Consider the following 15,665-nt stretch of genomic DNA (forward strand, 5'->3'; position numbering starts at 1 on the left):
GCCGCGGCCGCGGCGTGTGATGCGGTCAGAAGTTGTCCCATCCCTGGGCCATAGGCAGATCTTCCTCTGCAAAAGCCGTTTCGGGCCGGGAGACAGGCGCAGTCGGCGTTCTTGCCATAACCGCCGGTTCGGCGCCCTCGCTGCCATCCTTGAACCTGGAAACCTCTTGGGTCAGATGGCCGGCATCGTTGGACAGCATCTGGCTTGCGGCTGAGGTCTGTTCGACCATAGCTGCGTTCTGCTGGGTGACCTGATCAAGCTGCGAAACACCCTGGTTGATCTCGGTCAGCGCGGTTGACTGCTCGGAAGCGCCGGTTGCGATATCCTGGATGTGCTCTGAGATCGTGGCGACGCTCTTGATGATCTGCTGCAGTTCTTCGCCGGACTTGCCAACAAGATCGACGCCTGTGGCAACCTGCCGGTTGCTTTCTCCGATCAGCTGCTTGATTTCACCCGCTGCTTCTGCAGAGCGCTGGGCCAGCGCGCGGACCTCGGAAGCAACAACTGCGAACCCGCGGCCGGCCTCACCGGCCCGTGCGGCCTCAACACCGGCGTTCAGCGCCAGAAGATTGGTCTGGAACGCAATGTCGTCGATGACACCGATGATTTTCGAGATCTGCTCAGAAGAGCTTTCGATTTGCGCCATTGCGTCAATTGCGCTGCTCACGACCTCGCCGCTGCGTTCCGCAGATGTTTTGGCTTCTGTTACGATGCCTTCCACTTTCCGGGCGCCTTCGGCGGAGGCTTTAACAGTTGCTGACAGCTGTTCTATGGCCGCGGCCGTTTCTTCCAGGGTGGCGGCCTGGCTTTCGGTCCGCTGGGACAGATTGCCTGCGGCTTGCGAAATTTCCTCCGCGGTGCGTCCGACCGCGGAGGACACTTGCTTGACCGTTCTTACAGACGAGCTGAGCTGCTCAAGCGAGTGGTTGAATGTCTTCCCGAGGGTGCCGACATCCGGAAGATCGGAAACCGTAACCCGGTGGGTCAGATTGCCTCCGCTGAGTTCATGAAGGCCATCTCCGATCTCATCCAACGCGCGGCGGCGGGCGGTGATGTCGGAGGCAACTTTCACCACTCTCACTACCTTGCCCTCTTCACTTTCTACAGGGGCATAGGTCGCCTGAATCCAGATTGTTTCACCGGACTTTGTCACACGCGGAAACTGGTCCGTGAACACTCTGCCGCTGGCTAGATCCGACCAGAAAGTTTTGTAGTCATTGGATGCGACCAGTTCCGGAGCGACAAACATGGAATGGTGTTTTCCCTGGATTTCCTCCAGGCCATATCCCAATGCGCCAAGAAAGTTCTGGTTCGCGGTGATGATCGTGCCGTCCGGGTGGAACTGAATGGTCGCCTGTGTGCGGTCAACCATTCCGGCAATGATTGCGGTGGTGTCGTCTGTTTCAGTCGATTGCGACTTTTTTCTCGTAAAAAACACTAGCTTTACTCCAAGGATTGCTGGGTCTCATTCCTCTGGATCAAAAGTCATATCGCAAAAATAGAATAAAAAAGTTAATGCGCCCTGAGGCACTGGTCAGCCTTGCAGCTGCCGCCCGGTCAGTGAGGCTTCAAGCCTTAGCGGCGTTCCTCAAGCTTTCCCGGAACGCCATCTCCTCCAGCCCGTATTCTTCGCAGGCATCAATCAGCGTGTGAAAGGGAGCAATCGGGCAGCCAGGGCAGAGCATCTGGCGGTTCATGAACTCGCCCGCACAGGCGGGCCAATAGTGGAACAGTTCCGAAAGCGGCAGGTCGGGATTGTCGAAATCAGGGCGGCGCATGGGCATCCTCCTTTTCCTGCATCCTGCGTGCAGCAATGGGCGCGGTCTTTGCGCTTGGACAATATCCGCGGCAGTGCGCGGGTTTAGGCAGAATGCATCCGCAACTGTACTCAGGACCGCGATATGTCAGAGATACTTACTAAGTCGCGGGCCAGGAACGTGTTCTACGGAGGCTCCTTGTTCTTCGTCGTCGTGTTCGTGGCCATGACCGCGCACAGCCACCGCTATATCACCCAAACATCCACCGCTGGCATGGAGCTGACCGACGAGGTGCGCCAGGGGAAACATGTGTGGGAGCGCCACTCCTGCATCAACTGCCACACGCTGCACGGCGAGGGCGCCTATTTTGCCCCCGAAGTGGGCAATGTGATGACCCGCTGGGGTGTGCTGGACGACCCGGAAGGCGCCTATGAAATGCTGGATGGCTGGATGAAATCGCAGCCCTCCGGCGTCGAGGGCCGCCGCCAGATGCCGTTCTTTGAGCTGACGGAAGAAGAGACCAGGGCCTTGTCCGAATTCCTGCGCTGGGCGGATCAGACCGACACCCAGAACTGGCCGCCGAACGACGCGGGCTGAGGGGAGAAAAACAATGAAATATCAATCACAAAAAGTGGCCTATGCCTATTTCATGGTGGCAATGGGCCTGTTTGCCATTCAGGTTCTGGGCGGGTTGCTAGCGGGGTGGATCTATGTCTGGCCCAACACGCTGAGCGAGCTGCTGCCGTTCAACATCGTGCGGATGCTGCACACCAACGCGCTGGTGGTCTGGCTGCTGCTGGGCTTCTTCGGCGCCGCCTATTACCTGATCCCTGAAGAAAGCGAGCGGGAGATCTTCTCGGTCAGGCTGGCCTATATCCAGTTGGCCATTCTGGTTGTCGGGACGCTCGGCGCAGTGGTCTCCTACCTGGCCGGCATCCACGGCGGGCGGGAGTTCTTGGAACAGCCCCTGTGGGTCAAGTTCGGCATCCTCGTTGCAGCGGTGATCTTCCTTGTGAATATTTCCCTGACCGTGCTGGCAGGCCGCAAGACTGCGATCACCAACATCCTGCTGATGGGTCTGTGGTTGCTGTCGCTTTTGTGGATCTTTGCCTTCATCAACCCGGACAACCTGTCGCTCGACAAAATGTACTGGTGGTTCGTCGTCCACCTGTGGGTGGAAGCCACCTGGGAGCTGGTGATGGCCGCAATCCTTGGTTACCTGATGCTGAAATTGACCGGCGTTGACCGCGAGGTGGTGGAGAAATGGCTCTATGTCATCGTTGCCCTGGCGCTGTTCTCCGGCATCCTCGGCACCGGCCACCACTTCTTCTGGATCGGCACCCCCGGTTACTGGCAGTGGATCGGCTCGATCTTCTCGACCCTGGAAGTGATCCCGTTCTTTGCGATGATGAGCTTTGCCTTCATCATGGTCTGGAAGGGCCGCAAGAACCACCCGAACAAGGCCGCGCTGCTGTGGTCGCTCGGGTCCTCCACCGTGGCCTTCTTCGGGGCCGGCGTCTGGGGGTTCCTGCACACGCTGCACGGGGTGAATTTCTACACCCACGGCACCCAGATCACCGCCGCCCACGGCCACCTCGCGTTCTTCGGTGCCTATGTGGCCTTGAACCTGGCGATGTTCACCTATGCGATGCCGCAGCTCAGGAACCGCGACCCCTATAACCAGGTGCTGAACATGGCCTCCTTCTGGCTGATGACCGGCGGCATGGCCTTCATGACCTTCGTGCTGACCTTTGCAGGCACCATCCAGACCCACATGCAGCGCATTGTCGGTGACTACTACATGGATGTGCAGGACCAGCTGGGGATCTTCTACCTGATGCGCCTCGGCTCCGGCGTGGCGGTTGTGCTGGGCGCGCTGGTGTTCATCTACTCGATGGTGGTGATCCGCCGCGAAGTCATCAAACCCGGCCCCGCGGCCGTACCGGGAGAGTAAGCCATGAACGCGATGAACATGCCTTCCGTGCCCTTCTACCGTCCCGCAGGCGATGAATGCACCGTCTTCGAGATGGCCCAAGCCAACGGTCTGCCCCTTCTTCTGAAGGGGCCCACCGGCTGCGGCAAGACGCGGTTCGTGGAACATATGGCAGCCCGGCTTGGGCTGCCCCTCCACACCGTTGCCTGCCATGACGACCTGTCCGCCGCCGACCTGATCGGGCGCTACCTGCTGAAAGGCGGCGAAACCGTCTGGGTGGATGGCCCGCTGACCCGCGCGGTGCGCGAGGGCGGCATCTGCTACCTCGACGAGGTGGTCGAAGCCCGAAAGGACGTGGCGGTGGTGCTGCACCCGCTGACCGACGACCGCCGCCGCCTGGTCATCGACCGCACCGGTGAGGAGCTGGCTGCGCCCAAACCCTTCATGCTGGTCGCGAGCTACAACCCCGGCTACCAGAACATCCTGAAGAAGCTGAAGCCCTCGACCCGGCAGCGCTTCCTGTCGATCGGCTTCGACTTCCCGGAAAGTTCCGCCGAAACCGCGGTTGTTGTTGCCGAAAGCGGGTTGGACGAGGAGCGTTCCGCCGCGCTGGTGCGGCTGGCGGGCCATATCCGCAAGCTTTCTGGTATGGACCTGGAGGAAGGCGTCTCCACCCGCCTCTTGATCTACGCCGCCACGCTGATTGCCAAGGGCATGGGCGTGGAGCGCGCGGTGGAGGCCGCCATCATCGAACCCCTCAGCGACGAGGGTGACGTGCAGCAGGCGCTGCGCGACCTTGCCGCCAGCGTCTACGGGTGATGCCATGATCCACGCTCTCGACCTTCTGGAACCCGAGGAAACGGTTGGCAACCTGTGGCATGGCATGGCCACACGGATCGGCGCCGCAGAGGATGGGGCCGAACACACCGTCCGGTTCGAGGACATGCGCGCCAGCGTGGCGGCGCTGTTCCGGGCGCTGGGCGGGGCCGGGGGCGTGGAAATCCAGGCGGCGCCTGCGGTGCTGTCGGGCCATCGTCCGGTCCGGCTGCGCCGCATCGGCACTCCGCGCGAGATGGCGCATATGGCCAGTTTCGATGGCGAGCGCCTGCGCCTGCCGCCGGAAATGGCTGTCTTTCCCAGCCCCGAGCTGAACCGCAAGGCTTATCTGTGGCTGGCTGCAATGGCCGCCTCGATCGAATTGCCTGATCGCAACGAAGACCTTTACCAGGCTGATCAGCTGGAGATCGCCGCCAATGCCCGCGCCGCGGACAAGGTATTTGCCGCTTGTCCCGGGCTGCGATCTGCCTATGGGACTTTCTGTGCCCATATTGCCGGAACCCGCAAACGCAATGGCTTGCCGAGGTTTGAGGCACGGATCGAGCGGATGGTGCTGGATCAGATCGGCTCCGACTGCCGGGTGGCCGAGCCCTGCACCTGCACCGCGCCGCGCGGCTACCGGACCTACCAGCCGGTGCCGTTCTGGCTGCGCCTGCCGGTGCCGCAAGCGGGCAGGGGGGCAGCACCTGAAGCGGATGAGGAGATGAAGACGCCGGGCCTGGCCGTCTCCACCCGCAAGACGGCCAAGCGGCAGGACCAGGATCAGACCACCCGCAAGGACAGCTTCATCGTCCACCGGTTTGAATCCATCCTGTCCTGGGCCGAAAGCCTGAACATCAACCGCATGGTCGATGACGACGACAACGAGAACGCCCAGAAAGCGGCGGAGGATCAGGACAACCTCACCCTCTCGCAGCACATGAAGCGCGCGGCGTCGCGGCTGCGGATCTCGCTCGACCTGTCGCCGCAGGATGCCGAGCATGAACGGCTGGCGGGGCAGTTCACCTATCCCGAATGGAACCACCGGCTGGGCAAGCACATGCCCGCCCATACCCGCGTGCTGGAGGCCGAAGGCAATCCCGCCGACAGCTTCCAGCCCGATCCGCGGCTGGTCGCCCGGGTGCGCCGCCAGTTCGCACCGCTGCACCCGCGCCGGGTGATGCTGCCGCGGCAGCTGGATGGCGACGAGCTGGATCTGGAAGCGGTGGTCAAATCCCATGTCGATCTGGCCTGCGGCCAGCAGGGCAGCGACCGGGTCTGGCAGGCCAGCCGCCCGATGGCCCGCGATCTGAGTGTGGCAGTGCTGATGGACTGTTCGCGTTCCACCGAGGCCACGGTTGGCGACCGCCCGGTGATCGAGACCGCCCGTGAAACCCTGGCGGCCCTAGCCGGCGGCATCGCAACTGCAGGTGACCGGCTGGGCATCTGGGGCTTCTCCTCCCTGCGCCGCGACCGGGTGTTCCTGACCCGCGCCAAAGGGTTCGAGGATCCGATGTCCGAGGCGGTCACTGCCCGTATCGGCGGCTTCAAGCCCGGCCACTACACCCGTCTTGGTGCGGCGATCCGCCATGCCTCCGCCCAACTGGCAGAGGAAGGATCCGAACGCCGTCTTCTCTTGGTGCTGACCGATGGCAAGCCCAACGATCTGGACCACTACGAAGGCGTGCATGGCATCGAGGACAGCCGCATGGCGGTGCGCGAGGCGCGCGCCCTGGGCCAGTCGGTGCATGGCGTGGTGATCGACGCCGACGGGCAGGACTGGTTTGCCCGCATCTTCGGGCGCGCGGGGTTCACCCTGCTGCCCGACCCGGACCGGCTGCCGCGCGCGCTGCCGGAAATCTATCAATCCCTGACCATGGAGCACTGAGATGAAACGCCTTCTCTCCTTCGCCCTGCTGGTGCCCTCCAGCGCCTTTGCCGCCACGTTCGAGCGCCCGATCCCGCAGCCGCAGACCGAAACCGCGGAGTTCTGGTTCCTGATGGGCTCCATCGCCCTGATCGTCAGCCTGGGGTTTGTCCAGTACCTGGTGAGCCGGCGATGACACCGCGGCCCTCCTGGCGGCTGCTGGCGGCGCTTTACCCGTTCGGGGCGGGTGCGGCGGCGGTGAACATCTTCTTTGCCTCGCTGATTGCCAGCTGGATCGGCTGGCGGGTGCTGACCCCTTATGAATCGGTGGCATGGGGGCTGTTGCTGGGCTTACCCCTTACGTTTGTGTTCGCCTGCCACATCGAACGCCTGAAACAGCAGGCCAACGGCGGCTGATCGCTTTGCTTCATGCAGCAAGGCCCTGCAGCGCAGGGCCTTGAACCGTTCGGCATAAGGGGGAAACACAAGTGGCAAGGCGGCTGGTTTTAGGGGGGAGAGCCGCCTTGCCGCGGGATCAGCCGGCTGTTGGCAGCAGACCGGCTTCCTCCGCTGCCTTCACCTCAGCCAGATCCGCCTCGCCGTCGGCATTGGCGTCGATGGTTGCAAAGGTTTCCTCTGTCAGGTCGGGAAACGCCGCCTGCAGCTCTTCCAGCGAATAGGTGCCATTGCCGTCAGTATCGGCCTCGGTGATGGAGTCCATCGCCGCCAGCGGTGATGCGGTCAAAGCAGCAAAAGCGGCGGCGGTCAGTGCGAAGGTTTTCATGTGAGACACTCCAGTCATGGGTTCGGGTCTTCCTGCGGCCGCGGTTGTCCGCGTGCCGTGGCATAGTGCTAGGCCGGGCTGGTGTCGGCTTCCACGCTGTTGCTGCATGCTGGTCGTTTCAGGCACCGGGCTGCCGGAACGGCCTGGTTTGCCCGGCGCATTGCCGCTCTGAAATTCTGCTGGTCCTTTCTCCGCTCATGCCCTTTGGCCCGTCCTGCGGGTTTTCGCCCGTTCAGGCGGCCCCTGGAGAAAGGAAGGCGTCATTGCGGCTTCTGCCCAAATCAGCAGAGGCCGGATGTAATGAATGCCAAGTGAGTCGAAGGCAAAAAACAGGTGCTGCTGAAGCCGCCAAACACGGGTGCGGCGGGCATTTTGCCCGCCGGTGTGCCAGACCAGTATTCAGGTGGTTCTTGCGGGTTTATTGCGAAGGGACAGCAAAGCCGCCGTTCAAGGCGCTGACAGCCAGTTCCGGTGCGCTGTTGCGCGTTGCCATGCGCTCCAGATTGACGATAGTCGACAGCATGATGCGGTCATGGCTCCAGTCGCTGGGCCGCTGCAGCAGCATCGCTGTTGCCAGAACCACCCCGGCCATCGCCAATGAGACCACACCCCAGCCAAGCGAGTTCGGTCCCCGGGGCTGAACCGCGGTCACCGCGATGATCCGCCGTTGCAGGGATGCGCCGCGGCGGGTTTCGCGGCGGTCGACCAGCGCAACCGCAGGACTGCGGCGCATGAACAGGGCAGGGCTGCGGGCGGCGTGGGCGCAGGCCCGGATCAGGCATTCGCAATAGGCACGCACATCGAAAGAAGGCCTCGCCATCAGTGCCTGATCACAGGCAAATTCACGCAGCAGCCGCACCTCGCGCCGCCACAGGTAGAAGGCGGGGTTCCAGAACAGGAGCGGTCGGAGCATCTCCAGCAGAAACTCGCATTCGATGTCGCGCTGGCGGAAATGCTGCAGCTCGTGCGCGATGGTCAGGCGCAGGTCGCACGGGTCATTCAGCAGCTGCGTGGGCAGAACCACATAGCGGCAAAACGGCCCGCGGGTGGAATAGGCCACGCGGATGTCATCGGACACCATCAGCTGAACCCGGCCAATGCGTTTCCAGACAAAGGCACCTGCCAGGTTTTGCCGCAGCCGGAAGACGGAAACCGCTACATGCACCAGGCAGATCAGAGCCCCGGCGGCAAAGGCTGCGGCAAGGGCTTGCGCCCAGGCCGGCTGCAGGCTGGTGAGGCCGCGCACCGCATCCTCGCGCAGGCCGAGGGTTGCTTCGAATGTACCCGCGCTCATGCTGACATTGCCCTGCAGATACTGCGAGACCAGCATGTCGGAGAAATTCGGCGGATGGGCGATGACGAACCGGGTGAAGGCCAGGATCAGCAGGGGCGAGGCGGCCAGCAGCACCGTCATGCCGTTCAGAAGCCGCAATTGCGGGCGGTAGGCACGGCCCAGCGGGCTGCTTGCCAGAGCCTTGCGTGCGGCAAACCACAGCAGGGTGCCCGCCAGCAGCAGGATATTCAGATCAATATAGGCATTCAGCAGAACATCAGCGTTCATTATCCCCCAGCCTTTCCTCCAAGAGCGCCCGCATCTCCTCAAGCATCTCGTCGGTCACATCCTCATCATCGACCAGCCGCGCCACCAATGCGGCGGGCGCGCCGTTGAAAAGCTTGCTCGAAAGGTTTTTCAGAGATGTTTTCTGATACTCTGCCTTGGGAACGGCGGGGCGGTAAACCAGGGAGCGGTCCTTGCGCTCGCTGGTGAGAAAGCCCTTCTGTTCCATGATCTTGAGAACCGTGGCCACCGAAGTGTAGGCGCGTTCCTGCATCTTGTTCAGCTCGGCAAGGATATCGCGCACGGTGCCGCCGCCCATGTCCCAGACGACGGTCATGAATTCCAGCTCAACCTCGGTCAGCAGGGAAGTGTCGTGTTTCTTGCGCATCGCCTCGGCAGTCCGGCTCATGTGATCGTTCCAGTCATGCTAGGGGAAGCAGGCTTCCGTGAAAACTATTTTTTTAGAAGATGCGCGGCGGCGGGACTTTTTTTGTCAAAGTTTGCGCTGCCGCGCGAGTCTTCTCAGCAGGGGGCGGAGTGATGGCCAGTCCCAAGGGCACTGCTTGGCGCGCCGGTTCAGGGTCTTGGCTGAGAAGGCCTTGAAGGGCAGGTTTGCCTTCAAGGCCTGTCCCGATTGTGTTTAGGGATTGCGCGTCAAGGGCAAGCCGCCTGCAGCGGGGCCTCTGGCCCCCTTGACCCGCAGTGGCAGCATTGAAACTGACCCGCAGGGCATCAGACCTTCCAGAAGCAGAAGATGCCCCAGGCGATCGACAGCCCCAGCGGCCACCAAAGCGGCATCCCCACCAGTCCCAGCCAGGCCAGGAAGATATAGGAGGTTCCCAGCAGGCTGATGAACAGCCGGTCGCCGCGGGTAGTGGTGAGGCCGAGCACGCCTTTGCGGGCCGCGCCGCCGGGGTGGCGGATTTCGGCGATGATCAGCACGCCGATGGCGCTGAAGATACCGATGAACAACAGGGCAGTGGGCCAGGTCCAGGCCATCCATGAAAGCATTACACCCTCCCCATCGCGAAACCCTTCGCGATGTAGTTGCGGACGAACCAGATCACGATGGCGCCCGGAATGATTGTCAGAGTTCCCGCAGCCGCCAGCAGCCCCAATTCATAGCCCGCAGAGGACGCGGTCTTGGTCATGGTGGCGGCAATCGGCTTGGCGGCAACAGCGGTCAGGGTTTTGGCCAGCAGCAGTTCCACCCAGGAGAACATGAAGCAGAAGAAGGCCGCCACACCCACGCCCGCCTTGATCGAGGGGATGAAGATCGTCGCAAAGAAGCGCGGGAAGGAATAGCCGTCGACAAAGGCGGTCTCGTCCAGCTCCTTGGGAACGCCGCCCATGAAACCCTCCAGGATCCACACCGCCAGCGGGATGTTGAACAGGCAGTGCGCCAGGGCGACGGCCAGATGGGTGTCGAACAGTTCCACCGCGGAATAGAGCTGGAAGAACGGCAGCGCGAAGACGGCGGCAGGCGCCATCCGGTTGGTCAGCAGCCAGAAGAACAGCTGCTTGTCACCCAGGAACCGGTAGCGGCTGAAGGCATAGGCTGCCGGCAGCGCCACCGCGATGGAGATCACCGTGTTGATCGACACGTAGGCGATTGAGTTGATGTAGCCCCAGTACCAGCTGGGATCGGTGAAGATGGTTGCGTAATTGTCCAGCGTGAAAGTCTGCGGGAACAGCGAGAAGCCCGACAGGATTTCATTGGTCGTCTTGAAGCTCATCGCCACCAGCCAGTAGATCGGCAGCATCAGGAACAGGATATAGACGATGGGGACGATGGATCGTTTCTGCATCTGGATCCCTCCCTTAGTTCAGGTCGTCCTTGGTCATCAGCGTGTAGAACAGCCAGGAGACCAGGAGCGTGATTGCAAAATAGATAAGCGACATGGCAGCGGCGGGACCGAGGTCGAACTGGCCAAGCGCGATTTTCACCAGGTCGATCGACAGCAGCGTGGTTGAGTTGCCGGGGCCGCCGCCGGTGAGCACGAACGGCTCAGTGTAGATGTTGAAGCTGTCCATGAAGCGCAAGAGGATGGCGATGGTCAGCACCGTTTTCATCTTCGGCAGCTGGATGAACCGGAACACCGCCCAGTTGGAGGCACCGTCGATCTTGGCCGCCTGGTAATAGGCGTCGGGGATCGACACCAGGCCGGCATAGCTCAGCAGCACCACCAGTGAGGTCCAGTGCCAGACGTCCATGGTGACGATTGTCACCCAGGCCGCAATGGGGTTCTGCGTCATGTCATAGGAGATGCCCAGCACATGGTTCAGGAAATAGCCCAAAAGGCCGATGTCGGGCAGGGTGAAGATGTTCCACATCGCGCCCACAACGTTCCAAGGGATCAGCATCGGCAAGGCCATCAGCACCAGGCACACCGGCACCCAGAACCCCTTGCGCGGCATCGACAGAGCAATGGCGATGCCCAGCGGCACCTCGATGATCAGGATCAGGAAGGTGAACAGGAACTGGCGGCCAAGGGCGGCGTGGAACCTGTCGGAGCGCAGGATCTGCTGGAACCAGTCCAATCCTTGCCAGAAGAACACGTTGTCGCCAAAGGTCTCCTGCACCGAGTAGTTGACCACCGTCATCATCGGGATCAGCGCGTTGAAGGCGACCAGCGCCAGCACCGGCAGGACAAAGAACCAGGCTTTCTGGTTTTCGGTTTTCATCAGGCTGCTCCTTGTTCACCGGTGGCATTGGCGGGGGCGGTGGCAAGCCAGCCGTCCACGTAAAGCCGGGTCATGTCCTGGCGGAAGGCCAGATGCACAGCGCTGCCTTTTCCCGGCGCGGCGCCTTCGGTCACGGCGTTGATGCGGCAGCCGCCGGCCTCGCATTCCACCACCGTGTGGCGGCCGATGTCAGAGACCTTGGTGACTATGGCGGGCAGGCCGTGGTCCGCTAGCGAGACGAATTCCGGGCGGATGCCGATTTCGGTTTTGCCTTCTGCCGCGCCTTGAATGGGGCCTTCGAGCGCGATCTGCTGGCCGGCAAACACGGCAGCGCCGTGCTGCAGCTCGCAAGGCAGGATGTTCATCCCGGGCGAGCCGATGAAATGGCCGACAAAAGTATGCGCAGGCCGCTCGAACAGTTCCACGGGCGTGCCGATCTGCACCACCTCGCCCAGCTGCATCACCACCACTTGGTCGGCGAATGTCAACGCCTCGGTCTGGTCGTGGGTGACGTAGATCATCGTCGCCTTCACCCGCTGGTGCAGCTCCTTCAGCTTGGAGCGCAGTTTCCACTTCAGGTGCGGGTCGATCACGGTGAGCGGCTCATCGAACATCACCACGTTGACGTCCTCGCGCACCAGGCCGCGGCCCATCGAGATCTTCTGCTTGTTGTCGGGGCTGAGGCCCGCGGCTTTCTGCTCCAGCATTTCAGTGACTTCGAGCATCTCGGCAATTGCCATCACCCGCTGGTGCACGGTGGCCTCATCCCGGCCGCGGTTCCTGAGCGGGAACGCCAGGTTGTCGTAGACCGTCATGGTGTCGTAGATCACCGGGAACTGGAACACCTGGGCGATGTTGCGCTGGTCCGGGGGCAGGGCGGTGACGTCCTTGCCGTCGAACAGGATCTGGCCCTCGGACGGCACCAGCAGGCCGGAGATGATGTTCAATAGGGTGGATTTGCCGCAGCCTGAGGGGCCGAGCAACGCATAGGCGCCGCCGTCGGTCCAGTCGAGGTCGATTTCCTTCAGCGCGTAGTCCGAGTCGGATTTCGGTGTCGTAAGATAGCTGTGGCGCAGTTTGGAGAGAGTTATTTTTGCCATTGATGCCTCACGCCGCGCGGCTGCCGTCGGGGGCAAAGAAGTATGCCTGCGCGGGGTCCATGTAGAAGTCGTGCAGCTCGCCCACCTGGTAGGGGTGGACGCCATGGGCCAGCGAGACCCAGCTGCCGGAGCCCATGTCGAAGTGGGCGGAGCTTTCAGAGCCGGAGAGTTCCGTCACCTGCACCTGGCCCGACAGCTGCACATCAGCGCCGTTGCGGGGCCGCGGCAGCACGTGGTGCGGGCGGATTGCGATGGTGTAAGTGCCATCGGCCAGCCCGGCTGCGTCGCCCGCCAGCTCCCAGGTGACGCCAGCGCCCAAGCGGGCCATGCTGCCCTGCTTGGTGATCTCGGCGGTGTTGATCGGAGGGTCGGAGAACACCCGGGCCGCATCGACATTGCCGGGGTTGCGGTAGATCTCCGCGGTGGGGCCGAACTGGGTCACCCGGCCGTCGCGCATCAGTGCGGTTTTGCCGCCCAGAAGCAGCGCCTCTTCGGGTTCAGAGGTCGCATAGACCACCACCGCGCCGCGGCCTGCGAACAGCTCGGGCAGCTGGTCTCGCAGCTCTTCGCGCAGCTTGTAGTCGAGGTTGGCCAGAGGCTCGTCCAGGAACACCGCACGGCTTTCCTTGGCAATTGCACGGGCCAGGGCGCAGCGCTGCTGCTGGCCACCGGACAGCTCATGCGGGCGGCGGTGCAGCATCGGCTTCAGCTGCAGAATCTCCGCTGCTTCTTCGACGCGGCCTTCGATTTCCGACTTCGCCATTCCAGCCACTTTCAGCGGCGAGGCGATGTTGTCATACACCGTCATATGCGGGTAGTTGATGAAGAACTGATGCACCAGGCTGATGTTGCGCTTCTGGGTGCTGAGACGGCTGACATCCTCGCCATCCATCAGTACCTGGCCGCTGGCCATCGGGTCGAGGCCCGCCATCAGTTTTATGAGTGAGGTCTTTCCGGAGCCGGTGGCGCCGAGGAGGACATTGAAGTGACCGGGTTCCAGCAAAAGGGAGGTTTCCTTGATGTGCTGAATGGCGCCGACGCGCTTGGTCACACCCTTGAGTTCGAGTGCCATCTTGCTTTGACTTTCTGGCAGGCGGCCTGTTCGCGCGCGGGGCAGGGGCGCGCTCTGATCTTGGGGAAGATGGCCCCGGATGACGGAAGAGGGTCTCCGGGGCCAGGATAGCCCGGCCAGATGATGGGGATCGTTGGCCGGGCCGGGAGGAGGCCTTAGTTGGTCGCCCAGCGGGCGACCAGCTCGTCATAGTTGACGGTCTGGCCTTGCGGCTTCTCGTTCTCCAGCGGGGCCTTGGCGCCGCCATTGGCGTACCACCACTCCGCGTCTTTCTCTTCGTTCAGGCGCGGGCCGCAGCCGCCATAGACATTCGCCTGCTCGTCTGCACGCTGCATACGGCCCATGGTGATGTCCATTTCCTCGGCCAGACGGTCCATCGCTTCCTGCGGCGTGAAGGCGCCGGAGTTCACGTCACCGATCTGCTGCCACCAGATCTGGGCCAGCTTCGGGTAATCCGGAACGTTGATGCCGGTCGGCGACCATGCCACGCGGTCAGGCGAGCGGTAGAACTCGACCAGGCCGCCCAGCTTCGGTGCGCGCTCGGTGAAGCTTTCGTGGTTCACGGAAGAGTCGCGGATGAAGGTCAGGCCAACGTGTGATTTCTTCACGTCCACGGTCTTGGACACCACGAACTGGGCATAGAGCCAGGCAGCTTGTGCGCGGTCCAGCGGGCTGGACTTGAGGAAGGTCCAGGAGCCCACGTCCTGATAGCCAACCTTCTGGCCTGCTTCCCAGTAGGGGCCGTGCGGGCTGGGCGCCATCCGCCACAGCGGGTTGCCGTCGCCGTCAACGGTATTGTTGCCTTCGGACTGCGGCTTCACCATGTCTGCGGTAAAGGCGGTGTACCAGAAGATCTGCTGTGCCACGTTGCCTTGTGCCAGTGCCGGCAGCGACTGGTAGAAGTCATAGGACGCGGCACCCGGAGGCGCGTATTTGCGCAGCCATTCGTCCCACTTGCGGATCGCATAAACAGCCGCCGGGCCGTTTGCCGCGCCGCCGCGGGTCACGCTGGCGCCCGCCGGGTTGCAAGAACCCTCTTCCATGCGGATGCCCCATTCGTCGATCGGCACGCCGTTCGGCTCGCCCTTCGAGCCGGCACCAGCCATCGACAGCCAGGCGTCGGTCATCCGCCAGCCCAGGTCCGGCGCACGCTTGCCGTAATCCATGTGGCCATAGATCGCGGTGCCGTCGATTTCCTTGACGTGCTCGCTGAAGAACTCGGCGATGTCCTCATAAGCGGACCAGTTGACCGGGACACCCAGGTCATAGCCGTATTTTTCCTTGAACGCGGCCTGCAGGTCTTCGCGGTCGAACCAGTCTTTGCGGAACCAGTAGAGGTTCGCGAACTGCTGATCGGGCAGCTGGTACAGGTCGCCGTCCGGGCCGGTGGTGAACTGGGTGCCCATGAAGTCATCCAGATCGAGGCCGGGGTTGGTCACGTCCTTGAACTCGCCTGCCATCATGTCGGTCAGGTTGTACGCCAGCTGCAGGCGCGAGTGGGTGCCGATCAGGTCGGAGTCATTGACGTAGCCGTCATAGAGGTTCCGCTTGGTCTGCATCTGGGTCTGCACGGCCTGAACAACCTCGCCTTCACCCAGGATCTGGTGGTTCACCTTGATGCCGGTGATTTCCTCAAACGCCTTGGTCAGCACTTCGGATTCATAGCTATGCGTCGGAATGCCTTCCGACAGCACGTTGATCTCCATGCCTTTGTAAGGTTCCGCGGCCTTGATGAACCACTGCAACTCTGACAGCTGTTCATCCTTGGTCAAAGCCGAAGGCTGGAACTCTTCATCAATCCATTTTTTGGCCGCCATTTCGTCGGCATAGCCAATTGATCCCGCAACCACCGCACAAACGGCTGCTGCGGAGAGAAGATACTTACGCATCTCTTCCTCCCTGAAAGTCTCTTGAGGCCAGTTGCGCGTTGGCTGCACCTGACTGGCATAGAGCTTTCATAGGTTGGATTATGTTGTCAAACTAATTTTTTAGTAATAAGTATCATATTGAATTTGTTGTGTAATTTTAGCTCCTTTTGCGCGGTTGCGCCACGCCGCGGCGCAGCATTTGCGGTTGTAACGCTACGGCAGTTT

17 protein-coding genes are annotated in these 15,665 nt (G+C 62.1%); 6 read left to right on the forward strand and 11 right to left on the reverse strand.

Annotation, left to right across the window (positions count from 1 at the left end; genetic code table 11):
• Window positions 1-25: 25 nt before the first annotated feature.
• Complete coding sequence (locus A9D60_RS14610) at window positions 26-1,372, reverse strand: methyl-accepting chemotaxis protein (RefSeq protein ID WP_254656703.1); 1,347 nt, start codon at window positions 1,370-1,372, stop codon at window positions 26-28.
• A 196-nt stretch (window positions 1,373-1,568) separates the two neighbouring features.
• A complete protein-coding gene (locus A9D60_RS14615) occupies window positions 1,569-1,778 on the reverse strand; it encodes a hypothetical protein (protein ID WP_065268291.1) in 210 nt (69 codons plus the stop codon).
• 123 nt (window positions 1,779-1,901) lie between these two features.
• On the opposite strand from A9D60_RS14615, the gene A9D60_RS14620 reads away from it, so the two are divergent.
• From A9D60_RS14620 to A9D60_RS14640, 6 genes are read left to right on the forward strand one after another with little or no spacing between them, the layout of a single operon-like run.
• Window positions 1,902-2,354, forward strand: coding sequence for a c-type cytochrome (locus tag A9D60_RS14620; protein WP_065268272.1), 453 nt, complete (start codon window positions 1,902-1,904; stop codon window positions 2,352-2,354).
• A gap of 13 nt (window positions 2,355-2,367) precedes the next feature.
• Window positions 2,368-3,711, forward strand: a complete 1,344-nt coding sequence (locus A9D60_RS14625) for a cbb3-type cytochrome c oxidase subunit I (RefSeq protein WP_065268273.1) — start codon at window positions 2,368-2,370, stop codon at window positions 3,709-3,711.
• Window positions 3,712-3,714: 3 nt separating this feature from the next.
• Complete coding sequence (locus A9D60_RS14630; RefSeq protein WP_065268274.1) at window positions 3,715-4,509, forward strand: CbbQ/NirQ/NorQ/GpvN family protein; 795 nt, start codon at window positions 3,715-3,717, stop codon at window positions 4,507-4,509.
• Window positions 4,510-4,513: 4 nt separating this feature from the next.
• Window positions 4,514-6,394 (forward strand): nitric oxide reductase activation protein NorD, encoded by a 1,881-nt coding sequence (locus tag A9D60_RS14635; RefSeq protein ID WP_065268275.1) that lies wholly within the window; start codon window positions 4,514-4,516, stop codon window positions 6,392-6,394.
• Between the two features lies 1 nt (window position 6,395).
• On the forward strand, window positions 6,396-6,569 hold the full coding sequence (locus A9D60_RS26625) for a hypothetical protein (protein ID WP_175392968.1): 174 nt from the start codon (window positions 6,396-6,398) through the stop codon (window positions 6,567-6,569).
• Window positions 6,566-6,790 carry an NnrT protein gene (locus tag A9D60_RS14640; protein ID WP_065268276.1) on the forward strand — a complete coding sequence of 75 codons (225 nt, stop codon included), beginning with the start codon at window positions 6,566-6,568 and terminating at the stop codon, window positions 6,788-6,790. The genes A9D60_RS26625 and A9D60_RS14640 overlap by 4 nt, the downstream gene beginning before the upstream one ends.
• A 118-nt stretch (window positions 6,791-6,908) precedes the next feature.
• On the opposite strand, the gene A9D60_RS14645 is transcribed toward A9D60_RS14640, so the two are convergent.
• The 9 genes from A9D60_RS14645 to A9D60_RS14685 form a co-directional block, all read right to left on the reverse strand.
• The gene (locus A9D60_RS14645; RefSeq protein WP_065268277.1) at window positions 6,909-7,157 is read right to left on the reverse strand and encodes a calcium-binding protein; all 249 of its coding nucleotides are present in this window, start codon (window positions 7,155-7,157) and stop codon (window positions 6,909-6,911) included.
• 418 nt (window positions 7,158-7,575) lie between these two features.
• Window positions 7,576-8,718, reverse strand: coding sequence for a M56 family metallopeptidase (locus A9D60_RS14650; RefSeq protein WP_065268278.1), 1,143 nt, complete (start codon window positions 8,716-8,718; stop codon window positions 7,576-7,578).
• Window positions 8,708-9,124 carry a BlaI/MecI/CopY family transcriptional regulator gene (locus A9D60_RS14655; RefSeq protein ID WP_019298165.1) on the reverse strand — a complete coding sequence of 139 codons (417 nt, stop codon included), beginning with the start codon at window positions 9,122-9,124 and terminating at the stop codon, window positions 8,708-8,710. Before A9D60_RS14655 ends, A9D60_RS14650 begins: the two co-directional genes overlap by 11 nt.
• Before the next feature lie 323 nt (window positions 9,125-9,447).
• Window positions 9,448-9,726, reverse strand: coding sequence for a DUF2160 domain-containing protein (locus A9D60_RS14660; RefSeq protein ID WP_039150888.1), 279 nt, complete (start codon window positions 9,724-9,726; stop codon window positions 9,448-9,450).
• Window positions 9,726-10,523, reverse strand: a complete 798-nt coding sequence (locus A9D60_RS14665) for a carbohydrate ABC transporter permease (RefSeq protein WP_019298163.1) — start codon at window positions 10,521-10,523, stop codon at window positions 9,726-9,728. Before A9D60_RS14665 ends, A9D60_RS14660 begins: the two co-directional genes overlap by 1 nt.
• Window positions 10,524-10,536: 13 nt before the next feature.
• Complete coding sequence (locus tag A9D60_RS14670; RefSeq protein ID WP_065268279.1) at window positions 10,537-11,400, reverse strand: carbohydrate ABC transporter permease; 864 nt, start codon at window positions 11,398-11,400, stop codon at window positions 10,537-10,539.
• Entirely contained in the window at window positions 11,400-12,500 is a 1,101-nt protein-coding gene (locus A9D60_RS14675; RefSeq protein WP_065268280.1) for an ABC transporter ATP-binding protein, read from the reverse strand. The genes A9D60_RS14670 and A9D60_RS14675 overlap by 1 nt, the downstream gene beginning before the upstream one ends.
• Before the next feature lie 7 nt (window positions 12,501-12,507).
• Window positions 12,508-13,572, reverse strand: a complete 1,065-nt coding sequence (locus tag A9D60_RS14680) for an ABC transporter ATP-binding protein (RefSeq protein WP_065268281.1) — start codon at window positions 13,570-13,572, stop codon at window positions 12,508-12,510.
• Between the two features lie 155 nt (window positions 13,573-13,727).
• Entirely contained in the window at window positions 13,728-15,461 is a 1,734-nt protein-coding gene (locus tag A9D60_RS14685; RefSeq protein ID WP_065268282.1) for an ABC transporter substrate-binding protein, read from the reverse strand.
• Between the last annotated feature and the right edge of the window lie 204 nt (window positions 15,462-15,665).

The sequence above is a fragment of the Leisingera sp. JC1 genome (genome assembly GCF_001679925.1).
GTDB lineage: Bacteria > Pseudomonadota > Alphaproteobacteria > Rhodobacterales > Rhodobacteraceae > Leisingera.

Bases quoted from the DNA above. Each gene is read 5' to 3' on its own strand.
- A9D60_RS14610 (WP_254656703.1), bottom strand. From the start codon at position 1,372: ATGGTTGACCGCACACAGGCGACCATTCAGTTCCACCCGGACGGCACG.
- A9D60_RS14615 (WP_065268291.1), bottom strand. From the start codon at position 1,778: ATGCGCCGCCCTGATTTCGACAATCCCGACCTGCCGCTTTCGGAACTG.
- A9D60_RS14620 (WP_065268272.1), top strand. From the start codon at position 1,902: ATGTCAGAGATACTTACTAAGTCGCGGGCCAGGAACGTGTTCTACGGA.
- A9D60_RS14625 (WP_065268273.1), top strand. From the start codon at position 2,368: ATGAAATATCAATCACAAAAAGTGGCCTATGCCTATTTCATGGTGGCA.
- A9D60_RS14630 (WP_065268274.1), top strand. From the start codon at position 3,715: ATGAACGCGATGAACATGCCTTCCGTGCCCTTCTACCGTCCCGCAGGC.
- A9D60_RS14635 (WP_065268275.1), top strand. From the start codon at position 4,514: ATGATCCACGCTCTCGACCTTCTGGAACCCGAGGAAACGGTTGGCAAC.
- A9D60_RS26625 (WP_175392968.1), top strand. From the start codon at position 6,396: ATGAAACGCCTTCTCTCCTTCGCCCTGCTGGTGCCCTCCAGCGCCTTT.
- A9D60_RS14640 (WP_065268276.1), top strand. From the start codon at position 6,566: ATGACACCGCGGCCCTCCTGGCGGCTGCTGGCGGCGCTTTACCCGTTC.
- A9D60_RS14645 (WP_065268277.1), bottom strand. From the start codon at position 7,157: ATGAAAACCTTCGCACTGACCGCCGCCGCTTTTGCTGCTTTGACCGCA.
- A9D60_RS14650 (WP_065268278.1), bottom strand. From the start codon at position 8,718: ATGAACGCTGATGTTCTGCTGAATGCCTATATTGATCTGAATATCCTG.
- A9D60_RS14655 (WP_019298165.1), bottom strand. From the start codon at position 9,124: ATGAGCCGGACTGCCGAGGCGATGCGCAAGAAACACGACACTTCCCTG.
- A9D60_RS14660 (WP_039150888.1), bottom strand. From the start codon at position 9,726: ATGCTTTCATGGATGGCCTGGACCTGGCCCACTGCCCTGTTGTTCATC.
- A9D60_RS14665 (WP_019298163.1), bottom strand. From the start codon at position 10,523: ATGCAGAAACGATCCATCGTCCCCATCGTCTATATCCTGTTCCTGATG.
- A9D60_RS14670 (WP_065268279.1), bottom strand. From the start codon at position 11,400: ATGAAAACCGAAAACCAGAAAGCCTGGTTCTTTGTCCTGCCGGTGCTG.
- A9D60_RS14675 (WP_065268280.1), bottom strand. From the start codon at position 12,500: ATGGCAAAAATAACTCTCTCCAAACTGCGCCACAGCTATCTTACGACA.
- A9D60_RS14680 (WP_065268281.1), bottom strand. From the start codon at position 13,572: ATGGCACTCGAACTCAAGGGTGTGACCAAGCGCGTCGGCGCCATTCAG.
- A9D60_RS14685 (WP_065268282.1), bottom strand. From the start codon at position 15,461: ATGCGTAAGTATCTTCTCTCCGCAGCAGCCGTTTGTGCGGTGGTTGCG.